We start from the raw sequence: 13,781 nt of genomic DNA, 5'->3' as shown, positions 1-13,781 counted from the left end.
ACTTTGTACAATTTAGATGCATTTTGCACGTTTTGTGCGCTACCACCACCCGTTGTTTTGAACAATAATTTTGGAATGACACAAAAACACTGCATCTTAATTGGGGCACCGGTGGACTGCGGAAAACGCGTTCGTGGTTGCCTCATGGGCCCCGACGCATACCGAACCGCTGGCATCTCAGAGGCGATCACTGAACTTGGACACACAGTCGAAGACATCGGCAACCTGCGCCCCGCATCCGTTGAGGTGGCGCCTGCCCGAAACCCGCAAGTCTATAAGCTGGCCGAAAATGTCGGCTGGACACAAACCCTCATGGCCGCCGCTGAAGAAGCAGCGCCTCGCGGCATGCCCATCTTTATGGGTGGTGACCATGCGCTTGCGGCTGGGACTGTTGCAGGTATGGCCGCCCACGCGGCCAAACAGAACCGACCGTTTTTTGCGCTTTGGCTGGATGCGCACAGCGACATCCATACGCCTGATACGACCGACAGCGGAAACCTGCACGGCACGCCAGTGGGCTATGTCACTGGGCGCGACGGCTTTGACGCCTATCCACCCCTGCCCGTGCGCGTCGAACCCGCGAACATCTGCATGATTGGCTTGCGGTCGGTTGATGCCGCTGAACATGCCGTCCTTGACGATGGCGATGTGATGCTCGTGGATATGCGGACAATCGACGAACAAGGGATCAGCGCCCCGCTGCAGGCGTTCTTGGACAAGGTCCATGCCGTCAACGGTATGTTGCATGTTTCCCTAGATGTGGATTTCTTAGACCCATCTGTTGCACCTGCAGTTGGAACAACCGTTCCGGGTGGCGCCACGGTGCGCGAAGGCCACCTAGTCATGGAAATGCTGTCGGATTCGGGTCTCGTGACCTCTCTCGATCTTGTTGAACTTAACCCGTTTCTTGATGACCGCGGCCAGACCGCAAACCTCATGGTCGACCTGACAGCATCCCTGCTGGGTCGCCGCGTATTTGATCGACCAACCCGGAGCCACCAATGACACTCAAAGCCTCACCTCTCGCGATGGTTCCATTCGTAAGCGTCGACAACATGATGCGACTGATCCACAGCATCGGTATCGAAACCTTTATGGCTGATCTGGCGCGTGAAATTGAACACGATTTTGCCCGTTGGGAATTGTTCGACAAAACGCCACGCCTAGGTAGCCATTCAGACGTTGGTGTGATCGAACTGATGCCGACATCTGATGGTGAGCTTTACGGTTTCAAGTATGTGAACGGTCATCCGAAAAACATGAAGGAAGGCCTACAGACTGTAACAGCGTTCGGCGTCTTGGCTGATGTTTACACAGGCTATCCGATCCTGTTTTCAGAGATGACAGTACTTACGGCCCTGCGCACAGGCGCCATGTCTGCTGTAGCGACCAAGCACCTTGCATCGCCTGACGCGAAAACCATGGCCATGATTGGCAATGGCGCGCAGTCAGAATTCCAATGCCTCGCGATCAAGGCGGTCTGTGGCATCAATGATATCCGCTTGTACGATATTGACCCAGAAGCGACAAAAAAATGCGCTGCCAACTTAGCTGATCTTGGGTTCACGATTACGACCTGCACGACGCCAGAAGAAGCCATTGAAGGCGCTGACGTCATCACAGTGGCCACTGCCGATAAGGATATGCAAACGATCCTGACCGACAACATGGTTGGCGCGGGCGTCCACATCAACGCAATCGGCGGCGACTGCCCCGGCAAGACAGAACTTCACCGTGATATTGTTGCCCGATCAACCGTGTTCGTTGAGTACCCACCGCAGACCCGTATCGAAGGCGAAATTCAGCAAATGCCCGAAGACCACCCGGTCACAGAGCTTTGGCAGGTTATCACAGGCGCAACGCCGGGCCGCACATCCGCATCAGAGGTTACCCTGTTCGACGGTGTCGGCTTTGCAATCGAGGACTTTAGCGCCCTTCGCTATGTCCACAAGCAGATCAAAGACACGCCATTTTATGTCGATATCGACCTGATCGCCGACCCTGATGACCCCCGCGATTTGTTCGGTATGATTAAACGCGCTGGATAATGCTTTGGGGCAGGAAAATCACCGCGATTTCCTGCCCCACATTTTAACCACAAAAAATATCCAATTTTCTGCGGAAACTTGGGTAATAAAAACAATATGTTAAGCGTCACTAACCGCCCCCAATTCGCCAACCCAGCATCGCCCATTGCGCCCTATATCAAGTGTCTGATAAGGTATCCTGAACGAGATATAGCAGTAAGAATAACAACAGGCGGTCCACGTGAACGATACTCCAGAAACCCCTGAAAACGATGACGAAAACACGCCAGCACGTTATGTTTATGACGGGCCAGCGGTTACCATCGAGCACGAGCTGAAAACCAGCTATCTTGATTACGCCATGAGCGTGATCGTAAGTCGTGCGATCCCCGATTTGCGCGATGGGCTAAAACCAGTACACCGCCGCATCCTTTATGGTATGAACGAAAGCGGTAACACGTCGGACAAACCTTACCGAAAATCAGCGCGTTCTGTTGGCGATGTTATGGGTAAATATCACCCTCACGGTGACAGTGCGATTTACGACGCATTGGTCCGGATGGCCCAAGATTTCTCAATGTCGCTAAAGCTGCTTGATGGACAAGGTAACTTTGGCTCGATGGATGGCGACCGCGCCGCTGCGATGCGTTACACCGAAGTCCGGATGGATAAGCCTGCTGCATTCTTGCTGGCTGATATCGACAAAGACACGGTTGATTTCCAAGACAACTACGACGGCAAAGACCGTGAACCCACTGTTCTACCTGCACGGTTCCCGAACATGCTGGTCAACGGTGCCGGCGGTATTGCTGTTGGTATGGCGACCAACATTCCGCCTCATAACTTGGGCGAAGTGATCAATGCGACATTGGCACTGATTGACGAACCAGACCTGACATCTGAACAATTGATCGAATATGTCCCTGCCCCTGATTTCCCAACTGGTGGGATTATTCTAGGCCGCAGCGGTGCGCGCAAAGCCTATCTTGAAGGCCGTGGTTCTGTCGTTGTGCGCTCAAAAACGCACGTCGAAGAAATTCGTAAAGATCGCTACGCAATCGTCATCGACGAAATTCCCTATCAGGTGAACAAAGCCGCGATGATCGACAAGATCGCCGAAGCCGCCCGTGAAAAGCGGATCGAAGGCATTGCACATGTTCAAGACGAATCTGACCGTAATGGTGTTCGAGTTGTTGTTGAACTGAAGCGCGACGCCACGGCCGAGGTCGTTCTGAACCAGCTGTTCCGCTTTACGCCGATGCAAACTTACTTCGGCTGTAACATGCTTGCGCTGAACGGCGGCAAGCCAGAACAGCTGACGCTACGCGCGTTCCTGACCGCGTTTATCGACTTCCGCGAAGAAGTGGTTGCGCGACGCACCGCATATGAACTGCGCAAGGCGCGTGAACGCGCGCATATCCTGTGTGGTTTGGCTGTCGCCGTCACAAACATCGATGAAATCGTTGCGACTATCCGTTCATCTGCTGACGCCGCGACTGCGCGTGAAAAACTGATGACACGTCGTTGGCCAGCTGAAACGATCCTCGAATATATCGCGCTGATCGACGATCCGACCCATACCGCCAACGAAGACGGCACATATAACCTGTCCGAAACACAGGCCCGTGCGATCCTTGAATTGCGCCTTCAGCGTTTGACCCAAATTGGCGTCAAAGAAGTGACAGATGAACTTCAAGAACTGGCAGGTAAGATACGGGAATACCTAGAAATTTTGGGTTCACGCGATCGCATCATGCAGATCATCCGTGATGAGCTACACGAAGTACGCGATCAGTTTGCTGTGCCTCGCCGCACCGAAGTCGTCGACTGGGCTGGCGACATGGACGACGAAGACCTAATCGAACGCGAAGACATGGTCGTGACGGTCACGTCTGGCGGTTACATCAAACGTACAGCCCTTGCCGATTTCCGCGCACAACGTCGTGGTGGTAAAGGTCTGTCATCCATGCAGACCAAAGAAGAGGACGTGGTGACCACCCTCTTTGTGGCCAACACGCATACGCAACTGTTGTTCTTTACGACAGACGGAATGGTCTACAAGCTTAAGACCTGGCGCCTGCCGCTTGGCAGCCGTACTGCCAAAGGCAAAGCCATCGTTAACATCCTTCCTATTCCGCAAGGTGTATCCATCGCGGCGATCATGCCCGTTGACCGCCCCGAGGACGAATGGGACGATCTGCAAGTCGTCTTTGCGACCTCCGCCGGTACCGTTCGCAGGAACAAACTGTCAGATTTCACGAACGTTATGCGTAACGGCAAGATAGCGATGAAGTTTGAGGATGATCACGCTGAGACAACACTGATTAACGCACGTATCGCATCAAACGATGATGACGTGATGCTGGTCACTGATTCAGGTCGTGCAATCCGCTTCCCAGCAACAGATGTCCGCGTCTTTAACTCGCGCGCTTCTGTTGGTGTGCGCGGCATCAAGCTGCAAGGCGACGATAAGGTCGTTTCCATGTCAATCATTCGCCACTTCAAGGCCGAGGCCGATGAGCGTGCTGCATATCTGAAAATGCGCCGTGCAATGGCTGGCTTGGCCGATGATGCGGAAACGGATGACGAAGAAGAAGCAGTCGCAGGTGCAATCAGCCAAGAACGCTATGCTGAGATGTCCGCCGCCGAAAACCTGATCCTAACGATCACCGCCAAAGGCTCTGGCAAACTGTCATCCAGCCATGACTACCCCGTTCGCGGACGTGGCGGCATGGGCGTTGCAGCAATGGACAAAGCGATGCGCGGCGGTCCACTGGTGACATCGTTCCCGGTCGAGATGTCGGATCAAATCATGCTTGTCACGTCGACAGGTCAGTCTATCCGCGTTCCAATCGAGGGTATCTCCTTCCGGTCACGCGGCGCTGGCGGCGTCAAAGTATTCGATACTGGCAAAGGTGAAACCGTGGTAAGTGTCGCATGGATTGCCGATCAAGGCGACGAGGCAGACGCCGAGGATACAACGGACGCATCTGATTAGATTGTTGTGACGGCAAAAACACACACTCTCCTAAAACGAGCATTGAGGGTTATGCAACTGTAAAGCGTGGCGCATAACCCCATTATGTTTTCATATGATACAAGGTTGAGCGATGCTAACTAAATCCATTCCAGCAGCGATGCTCGTCGCACTCACTGCATTCCCGACATTTGCTCAAGAATTTACTGGTGCGAGCTTTGGTGCAAAGTTTGCAACTGTTACCGACGATGATACAGACGTTTCCGGTAATTCGTTCGATGCCAGCGGCGCATTTTCGATCGCACCACAATTCGCATTTGGCGGTGCACTTTCACTCTATCAGCGGGATGACTTGGACGATGACACGCTCAACGCAACACTACGTGCAATGTACCGTGTAAATACAAACACGACGATTGGCGCATTTGTATCACAAGACTCGTATGGCGACGATTCCAACACAGCTTTCGGAATTGAAAGCGGTTCTAGCACGGCTAGATCACGGATTCAGGGTTATGTCGGTTTTGTAGACGACTACGCAACTGCTGTATTTGAAGACGTTACTATATGGGGTGCTTCAGGTGAGTTCCATGTATCAAACGGCTTTTTCTTCACAATAGGATTTGATGCCCTAACCGGATCGTCACTTACAGACGACGACTATTCAGATACTTACAGTACCGCATCTATCGGTGGAATGTATTCATTTGGTAACGGCGTTGAAGCATACGCCGACCTTGCGTCTAGCGGGCGATCAGGTAGCGACGATGACTACTTCTATGATTATGGATCTGTCGATTCTGTCGCAGTCGGCATACGCGTTAACCATGGTAACGGTGGCGGAACAGTCCTTCCTACACGCGGAATTAGCGACGCATTCTTCTCTTACTAAATCCGCGATTATTACCATTTTTAACGGGCCCGCAGTTTAGTTACTGTGGGCCTTTTAATTATTGACGTCGCGCTCTACATGACAATCATGAAAAATACACTGAACATCATCGGCGGCGGCATGGCCGGATCAGAGGCCGCTTGGCAGGCTGCAAACGCAGGGCTACGGGTTGTCATTCACGAAATGCGCCCGAAGGTAGAAACCTTTGCGCACCGTACTGGCAACTTGGGCGAGATGGTGTGCTCCAACTCATTCAGGTCAGATGATCACGAACAAAATGCCGTTGGTTTGCTGCACTGGGAAATGCGTCAAGCCAATGGGTTGATTATGCAAACGGCTGAAAAGCACCGCTTGCCTGCCGGCGGCGCATTGGCCGTGGATCGTGACCCATTTGCAGAAAGCGTGACCGCTGCGCTAAAATCGCATCCGAACATCTCAATTTCATATGATGAAATCACCAACCTACCTACCGACGGCAATTGGATCATCGCGACCGGGCCGCTGACATCGGGTAGCTTGGCAAAGGCCATCCAAGCCGAAACCAGCGCCGAGGCGCTCGCGTTCTTTGATGCTATTGCTCCAATTGTTTACCATGAAAGCATCAATATGGATGTGGCATGGATGCAGTCACGCTACGATAAAGGTGAGACCGAAGAAGAGCGTACCGCCTACCTCAATTGCCCGATGAATAAAGACCAGTACGAGGCCTTTATTGACGCGCTCCTTGCGGCCGAAAAGACCGAATTCAAAGAAGGCGAAACCGCCGGCTATTTCGACGGCTGCTTGCCGATTGAGGTAATGGCAGAACGTGGTCGCGAAACGCTTCGTTTTGGACCGATGAAACCTGTTGGCCTAACCAACGCCAATGATCCAGAGAACAAACCTTATGCGGTTGTTCAGCTGCGTCGCGACAATGCCCTTGGCACATTATACAATATCGTCGGGTTCCAAACAAAAATGAAGTACGGCGCACAAAAGGCTGTTTTTAAAACAATTCCTGCGCTTGAAAACGCCGAATTTGCGCGACTTGGCGGTATTCATAGGAACACATTCATCAACTCGCCAACATTGCTTGATGAACAAATGCGCCTGCGCTCGCGCCCGAATATCCGCTTTGCAGGACAGATTACAGGCGTTGAAGGCTATGTAGAAAGCGCTGCTATGGGCCTTCTTGCCGGGCGGCTAGCCGTCGCAGAACTAACTGGAAAAACACTGCCTGCAGTTCCAAACACGACAGCAATGGGCGCGCTGGTTACGCATATTACGGGCGGCGCAGAAGCGAAGACATTCCAGCCTATGAACGTCAATTTTGGCCTGTTCCCAGCTCTTGAAGGTGCGAAGAATGGGCGTCGCAACCGTAAAGACCGCTACAAAGGCTACACAGATCGCGCCAAGTTGGATTGGCAGGCGTGGCTAGCTCAGACCGTGTAAATGATCACGCGGTTTGCCCCATCGCCCACTGGTCCATTGCATTTGGGGCATGCCTATTCCGCTCTGACGGTTTGGGATATTGCGGCAAAACTCGGCGGGACCGCGCTGCTGCGCATTGAAGACACCGACAGCACCCGCGCCCGCACCGAGTTCGAGCAAGCAATTTATGATGATCTGCGCTGGCTGGGGTTAGATTGGCCGTTGCCTGTACGGCGACAATCAGATCACACCCCCGACTATAACCGCGTCATTGAACAACTGGCAAAGCGCCAGTTGGTATTCCCTTGCTCTTGCACTAGACGTGATATCCAAGATGCTGGGGCTGTGCCCGGTGTCGAAGGGCTCGTCTATCCAGGAACCTGTCGGCACCGCCCAATGAATGACGCACAGCCCGGTGATGCGGTCAGGCTGAACATCAGCGCCACCTTGCAACAACTCGATCAGCCGATAACGTTTACTGAGCTTTCATCGGGCGCATCCATTAGGCATGATATCGACCCTGATCATCTTTTCACAGACATTGGTGACACTGTCCTTATCCGAAAAAACACGGGCGACCCGGCCTATCATCTCGCTTGCGTTCACGATGACGCGTTGCAAGGCGTTACGCATGTCGTACGCGGCATGGATCTTTGGGCACAGACACCATTTCAGGTGCTTCTCCAAAGCATCATGAGATGGCCAATGCAACAGTATCACCACCACCCATTGATAACCGATGGCAACGGTAAGCGATTGGCGAAGATAGATAAATCAAAAGCCCTGTCAAAATATCGCGCCGAAGGGGCCACACCAGACGACATTCGTCGCCTTGTGGGACTTCCACCATCATCTTGCTAAAAATACTCCCGCGCGGAGCGCGTAACTACTCCTCCATTGGCGCTTCGGTCACCATTTCTTCACCATCAACAACCGTGGTAAAGAAACATGTCCGGCGACCAGTGTGACAGGCCGCGCCCACCTGCTTGACCTCGACCAACAGGCAATCACGATCACAGTCAATTTTGAACGCAACCAATTCCTGCGTGTGGCCGCTGGTTTCGCCTTTAATCCAGAACTCTTGGCGCGAACGGGACCAATAGGTCACTCGACCGGTTTCCAATGTCTTAACGACCGCCTCTGCATTCATCCATGCCATCATCAGCACTTCACCTGAAACGCTGTCTCGGGCAATTGCCGGGATCAGACCTGCGTCATTGTATTTCAAACTGTTTGGATCAAATGACATGGTGAAACCCTTTGCAACTGAATGTCTTCGGACTATCTAAGGGGAACCGTTCAGAAGGGCAAACGCCATGTCAGCAGAAACAGATATGATCAAACTCTATTCCGGTCGGATTCTGGCGTTGGCAGCGGATATGCCACGAACGACCCGGCTCAATACGCCGACAGCAACCGCAAAGAAACGCGCACCACTTTGTGGATCGACGGTGACGGTAGATGTCCAACTAGACGACGGGGTTATCACCGACTACGGCCAAGACGTAAAAGCATGCGCGCTTGGTCAGGCGGCAGCGGCGGTGGTTGGGGCAAATATCGTTGGCCTAACACCCGGGCAGATCAAAGCGGGACGTGATCAGCTATTTGATATGCTCAAGAACGACGGTGCGGTCCCTGCTGCCCCGTTCAACGATCTTGAGGTTCTACAGCCTGCAAAAGACTACAAGAACCGCCACGCTTCAATCCTACTTGCGTTTGATGCAACGCTTGATGCGCTCGAGGCTTCTAAGACAGACGCATAAAAAACCGCCGCACACCCGGGACAGAGTGGCGGCGGCAGGTTTTTCGCGACACGGGTTCGGTTAAACTTCCTTCGGGAGAGGCAAAACCCCGTTCAGGATATTAGACAGGCAGGTCATTCAGCATTGCGTATGTGGGACAGTGCAATGTGAGGGAAACCAAACCCGCGTCGCGCAGGCACGTCAGACTAATCCGGGCAGGGATAATCCGACAAACAACATGACCATCAAAGCAACAACGCCAAGCGCATCAGAGATAATCGTGTCACGGGACCGGACAATAACGTCTTTGATTTCCTTAGCCATTCTGTTGCTCCTTTGTTCTGTTTCTACTTTGTTCTCACACAATTAACCCTCCGTAAAGAACTTTTTGAGAACATTTGCGAACAAAACAGCTAACCAACTGATATTAAACGAATAGCTTTTTCCTGTTCCATCAGCCAAAGCAGTGTTCGGGCCGCCTGCCCGCGTTCTGTTTCAAGTTTTGGATCGTCGTTTAACAATTTACGCGCGTCTGTTTGGGCAAGCGCCATCAGTCCAGCCTGCCGTTCAAGATCTGCAATCTTGAAACGCGGGATACCCGATTGTGCCGTCCCAATCACGTCACCCGCCCCACGCATGGCAAGGTCTTCTTCAGATATTTTGAAGCCATCTTCCGTTTCACGCAAAATCTCTAACCGGCGTCGTCCGGTTTCACTCAGCGGTGCTTGGTACAGCAGCAAACAGGTCGATGCCGCTGCCCCGCGCCCTACCCGCCCACGTAGCTGGTGCAGCTGCGCCAAACCAAAGCTTTCGGCCCGTTCAATCATCATGATTGATGCATTCGGCACGTTCACCCCAACCTCAATCACTGTCGTGGCGACCAATACCTTTGTTTCGCCTGACACGAACCGCGCCATGGCGGCGTCTTTTTCAGTGGGCGGCATTTGGCCATGCACCAACCCGACGACACCTTCGCCTAGTGCTGCCCGAAGATGTTTGAACCGCTCTTCGGCGGCGGTCATATCGACAAATTCGCTTTCTTCGACCAACGGACAAACCCAATAAGCCTGTCGCCCTTCGCTGACCGCGTGACGTAGTTTTTCAACCACTTCATCCATGCGCGATGTGGAAACCAATGCGGTCTGTACTGGCGTTCGACCGGGCGGCTTTTCATCCAACACCGACACATCCATGTCGCCGTATTGTGCCAAGGCTAATGACCGTGGAATTGGTGTCGCCGTCATAACCAAAACGTCGGTCGCGATACCTTTTTCACCAAGCTCCATGCGCTGCGCCACACCAAAACGATGCTGTTCGTCGATGACGGCCAAGCGCAAGTCATTGAAAACGACGTCTTTTTGGAACACCGCATGTGTACCAACCAGAATCGCGATTTCGCCATCAGCCAACGCGCTTAGCTTGGCCGCACGTTCGCCGCCTTTATCCCGCCCGGTCAAAACCTCGAGCCTTATCCCCGCGCTTTCGGCAAGTGGCTGCAATCCTTCAAGGTGCTGGCGCGCTAAAATCTCTGTCGGGGCCATCATGACGCCCTGCCCGCCAGCCTCGACCACAGTCAGCAGCGACAAAAACGCGACCAGCGTTTTTCCTGCGCCAACATCACCCTGAAGAAGACGGTTCATCCGAAATGCCGAAGCAAGATCCGCGTTAATTTCCGCAACGGCCCTCGTTTGGGCAGTGGTCGGTTTATACGGTAAATTCGCCAAGACCTTAGCCGCAAGCGCACCCGTGCCCGTAGACTGCCGCCCCTTTGCCCGCCGCGTCACCGCACGCGCCAACGTGAGCGTCATCTGGTGCGCAAGCAATTCGTCATAGGCCAATCGCTGGCGACCTGGATCATGTGGAGAAAGATCAGTGGCGGCCTTTGGACTATGAACAGCAACCAATGAATCATGCCAATCGGGCCAGTTTTCACGCTTTTTCAGCTCTGGGTCGATCCATTCTGGTAAATCTCCGGCCATATCCAAAGCAGACCGCGTCGCGCGGTACATCAGTTTTTGCGTAATGCCAGCATGCAAAGAATAAACAGGTTCAAACGCCGGGATCTCTTCAGCCTCTTCCAAGGTCACGATGTGGTCTGGGTGGACCATCTGTGCAACGCTATCGAAAATCTCAAGCTTGCCTGAAACGACCCGTTTTTGCCCAGTCGGAAGGATTTTTTGCAGGTAATCCCCACGAGCATGGAAAAAAACTAGCTGAAATGAGGTCTGCGCATCCGAGACATTCACCCGATATGGTCGACCACGCGATTTCGGGGGATAATGTTCTCCGACAGTCACTTCGACTGTCGCCACCGCAGGCGCAACAACTTCTCGGATTGACGCCCGGCGATGTCGGTCAACGCCCGACATAGGCAGGGTCATCAACAGATCGCGGGGTTTCGTTACCCCCGCGGCATCAAGTATTTGGGCCGTCTTTGGGCCAATCCCATCCAATTTGGTTAATGCACCAAAGAGCGGGAAAAGAACCTCTGGCCGGCCCGTCATGCGTCGCCAATCAGGGCAAGCCAGGTATCTTCGTCCATTATTTCAACCCCCAAATCAGCCGCTTTCTTTGCTTTTGATCCGGCACCGGGACCCGCAACCAAGATATCAGTCTTGGCGCTAACGGATCCCGAAACTTTAGCACCCAAGGCTTCGGCACGGCCCTTTGCCTCGGCACGCGTCATTTTTTCCAGCGTCCCCGTGAATACAACAATTTTTCCGGCGACAGGACTATCTGTTTTCACAGCGACCACATCTTGAACCTCAATCTCTGCCACCAATCGATCAATTGATGCCCGCTCTGCATCTTGCTGCATTGCAGTAATGAGTGACGTCGCCATTACTGCACCAACACCATCGATACCAGTCAGTTCATCCCACTCAGCACCTTCGCCGATTTGTGCGCTTGTCATAGCCGTTTCGAAGTTGCCCCACGACGAATAGTGATTGGCAAGCAAATTCGCAGAGCTCTCGCCCACATGCCGAATGCCTAGTGAAAAAATCAAACGACCCAAAGGAATTTTTCTTTTTTCATCAATCGCATCGAATACGTTATTCGCGCTCTTCTCGCCCCATCCTTCGCGGTTCTTTAACTGTTGCATCCCGTCACCAAAACGCGCGCGCAGGGTAAAAATGTCAGCAGGTGTTTCGATCCAACTGTCAGCATAAAACTGTTCAACCTGCTTTGCGCCCAGACCGTCGATATCAAACGCGCCCCGAGACACAAAATGCTTTAGTTTTTCAACGACTTGCGCGGGGCAAATAATGCCCCCGGTACAGCGACGAACTGCATCACCTTCTTCGCGAATTGCGGCAGACCCACATTCAGGACAGGTATCAGGAAACACATATGGTTCTGCATCCTGATCACGCCGCGCAATATCCACATCTTTGATTTTCGGGATCACATCACCAGCACGGTAGATCTGCACCCAATCGCCCACCCGAATATCACGACCATCACGGATCGGGTTACCGTCGCCGCCAACACCAAGTATGTAATCTTCGTTATGAAGTGTCGCGTTTGACACGACCACACCACCAACCGTGACTGGTGCCAGCCGCGCGACTGGCGACAATGCCCCTGTCCGGCCGACCTGAATGTCGATGGCTTCCAATTTTGTCCACGCCAATTCGGCAGGAAACTTATGTGCGATTGCCCAACGCGGTGTGGTAGACCGGAAACCCAACCGTCGCTGTAAGTCCAGGTCATCGACCTTATAAACGACACCATCGATATCGTAGCCTAAAGTCGCGCGCTGCTCTTCGATCTTGTGGTAATGCGCAACCATGTCCTTGGGACCATCGCATTTCGCTGTCAGGTCATTTGTTGAAAACCCAAGCTCAGAGAGCCGTTGAATTGCTTTGAACTGTGTATCCGCAAGTGGCGCTGACAAGTCACCCCACGCATATGCAAAAAATCGCAGTGGCCTTGTTTTTGTAATCGTCGCATCAAGCTGCCGCAAAGATCCGGCGGCGGCGTTTCGTGGATTTGCAAAAACCTTCGCGCCGATACTTGCCTGGCGTTCGTTTAAAGCTTCAAAATCGGCGTGGCTCATATAAACTTCGCCACGGACCTCCAAAACGTCTGGTGCACCTTGGATTTCCTGTGGAATATCGGCGATCGTTAATGCGTTTGCAGTAACATTCTCCCCAACGGCACCATCCCCACGGGTGGCCGCCTGTATCAAACGCCCATGTTCATATCGTATAGACAATGACAGCCCGTCGATTTTAGGCTCTGCAGTGTATAAAAGTGGCGCATCACTTCCAAGACCAAGAAATTTTCGGACGCGACCATCGAAATCATCGACGTCTTCATCGGTAAACGCATTACCCAGTGATAACATGCGTATCACATGCTGAATTTTACCAAACCCATCTGCGACCTCGCCACCGACTTGATCGCTTGGGCTGTCAGAGCGTTTCAGGGCTGGAAACGCGTTTTCAATCGCTAGGTTTCGTCGCTTTAGTTGGTCGTATTCTGCATCTGAAATATCCGGCGTATCGTCGCGATGGTACGCGGTATTGGCTGCGCTTAACTGCTTGGCCAATACCAAAAGTTCTTTTTCAGCTTGCTCAGCAGACAGTTTATCAACCGATAAATGGGCTGTATCATTCTGCTGAGTATGCGTTTTTTGTACCACGTAGGCCCCCGGAATTTCACAACCGGCATCGGCCGGCGAACGGTGCAATTCTTAGGCAACCAGCTCTTTGTCGTCCAGAGCCTAT

Annotated in this window: 11 protein-coding genes; 7 read left to right on the top strand and 4 right to left on the bottom strand. The window is 52.9% G+C overall.

The window, feature by feature from the left end; genetic code table 11:
• The first annotated feature begins 75 nt into the window (after positions 1 to 75).
• The 6 genes from rocF (at position 76) to gluQRS (ending at position 8,167) form a co-directional block, all read left to right on the top strand.
• Positions 76 to 1,005 (top strand): arginase, encoded by a 930-nt coding sequence (rocF, locus tag CLV80_RS16565; RefSeq protein WP_106359056.1) that lies wholly within the window; start codon positions 76 to 78, stop codon positions 1,003 to 1,005.
• Positions 1,002 to 2,048 (top strand): ornithine cyclodeaminase, encoded by a 1,047-nt coding sequence (ocd, locus tag CLV80_RS16560; RefSeq protein WP_106359055.1) that lies wholly within the window; start codon positions 1,002 to 1,004, stop codon positions 2,046 to 2,048. The genes rocF and ocd overlap by 4 nt, the downstream gene beginning before the upstream one ends.
• A gap of 220 nt (positions 2,049 to 2,268) precedes the next feature.
• Complete coding sequence (gene gyrA / locus CLV80_RS16555; RefSeq protein WP_106359054.1) at positions 2,269 to 5,025, top strand: DNA gyrase subunit A; 2,757 nt, start codon at positions 2,269 to 2,271, stop codon at positions 5,023 to 5,025.
• Between the two features lie 112 nt (positions 5,026 to 5,137).
• On the top strand, positions 5,138 to 5,896 hold the full coding sequence (locus CLV80_RS16550; RefSeq protein WP_106359053.1) for a hypothetical protein: 759 nt from the start codon (positions 5,138 to 5,140) through the stop codon (positions 5,894 to 5,896).
• Between the two features lie 87 nt (positions 5,897 to 5,983).
• On the top strand, positions 5,984 to 7,327 hold the full coding sequence (gene trmFO / locus CLV80_RS16545) for a methylenetetrahydrofolate--tRNA-(uracil(54)-C(5))-methyltransferase (FADH(2)-oxidizing) TrmFO (RefSeq protein WP_106359100.1): 1,344 nt from the start codon (positions 5,984 to 5,986) through the stop codon (positions 7,325 to 7,327).
• On the top strand, positions 7,328 to 8,167 hold the full coding sequence (gene gluQRS / locus CLV80_RS16540) for a tRNA glutamyl-Q(34) synthetase GluQRS (RefSeq protein ID WP_106359052.1): 840 nt from the start codon (positions 7,328 to 7,330) through the stop codon (positions 8,165 to 8,167). It abuts the gene before it with no gap.
• Positions 8,168 to 8,192: 25 nt separating this feature from the next.
• Here gluQRS and hisI read toward each other — a convergent pair whose 3' ends face one another.
• A complete protein-coding gene (gene hisI / locus CLV80_RS16535; RefSeq protein ID WP_106359051.1) occupies positions 8,193 to 8,555 on the bottom strand; it encodes a phosphoribosyl-AMP cyclohydrolase in 363 nt (120 codons plus the stop codon).
• A gap of 67 nt (positions 8,556 to 8,622) precedes the next feature.
• Between hisI and CLV80_RS16530 the strand changes: the two genes are divergently transcribed.
• Positions 8,623 to 9,069: an iron-sulfur cluster assembly scaffold protein gene (locus CLV80_RS16530; RefSeq protein WP_106359050.1), complete on the top strand. Its 447-nt coding sequence runs from the start codon at positions 8,623 to 8,625 to the stop codon at positions 9,067 to 9,069.
• Between the two features lie 180 nt (positions 9,070 to 9,249).
• On the opposite strand, the gene CLV80_RS18755 is transcribed toward CLV80_RS16530, so the two are convergent.
• The 3 genes from CLV80_RS18755 to ligA form a co-directional block, all read right to left on the bottom strand.
• On the bottom strand, positions 9,250 to 9,372 hold the full coding sequence (locus CLV80_RS18755; protein ID WP_275425355.1) for a hypothetical protein: 123 nt from the start codon (positions 9,370 to 9,372) through the stop codon (positions 9,250 to 9,252).
• An 89-nt stretch (positions 9,373 to 9,461) separates the two neighbouring features.
• Positions 9,462 to 11,552, bottom strand: coding sequence for an ATP-dependent DNA helicase RecG (recG, locus tag CLV80_RS16525; protein ID WP_106359049.1), 2,091 nt, complete (start codon positions 11,550 to 11,552; stop codon positions 9,462 to 9,464).
• Entirely contained in the window at positions 11,549 to 13,696 is a 2,148-nt protein-coding gene (gene ligA, locus CLV80_RS16520; RefSeq protein ID WP_106359099.1) for an NAD-dependent DNA ligase LigA, read from the bottom strand. The genes recG and ligA overlap by 4 nt, the downstream gene beginning before the upstream one ends.
• Between the last annotated feature and the right edge of the window lie 85 nt (positions 13,697 to 13,781).

Source organism: Yoonia maritima, assembly GCF_003003285.1.
Lineage (GTDB): Bacteria > Pseudomonadota > Alphaproteobacteria > Rhodobacterales > Rhodobacteraceae > Yoonia > Yoonia maritima.
Note: the sequence above shows the minus strand (reverse complement) of the source record. Positions and strands in the feature narration are given on the sequence as shown.

Excerpts from the sequence above, each read along its gene's own strand:
- trmFO (WP_106359100.1), top strand. The coding sequence starts at position 5,984 with ATGAAAAATACACTGAACATCATCGGCGGCGGCATGGCCGGATCAGAG.
- CLV80_RS16550 (WP_106359053.1), top strand. The coding sequence starts at position 5,138 with ATGCTAACTAAATCCATTCCAGCAGCGATGCTCGTCGCACTCACTGCA.
- gluQRS (WP_106359052.1), top strand. The coding sequence starts at position 7,328 with ATGATCACGCGGTTTGCCCCATCGCCCACTGGTCCATTGCATTTGGGG.
- CLV80_RS18755 (WP_275425355.1), bottom strand. The coding sequence starts at position 9,372 with ATGGCTAAGGAAATCAAAGACGTTATTGTCCGGTCCCGTGACACGATT.
- hisI (WP_106359051.1), bottom strand. The coding sequence starts at position 8,555 with ATGTCATTTGATCCAAACAGTTTGAAATACAATGACGCAGGTCTGATC.
- ocd (WP_106359055.1), top strand. The coding sequence starts at position 1,002 with ATGACACTCAAAGCCTCACCTCTCGCGATGGTTCCATTCGTAAGCGTC.
- recG (WP_106359049.1), bottom strand. The coding sequence starts at position 11,552 with ATGACGGGCCGGCCAGAGGTTCTTTTCCCGCTCTTTGGTGCATTAACC.
- rocF (WP_106359056.1), top strand. The coding sequence starts at position 76 with ATGACACAAAAACACTGCATCTTAATTGGGGCACCGGTGGACTGCGGA.
- CLV80_RS16530 (WP_106359050.1), top strand. The coding sequence starts at position 8,623 with ATGTCAGCAGAAACAGATATGATCAAACTCTATTCCGGTCGGATTCTG.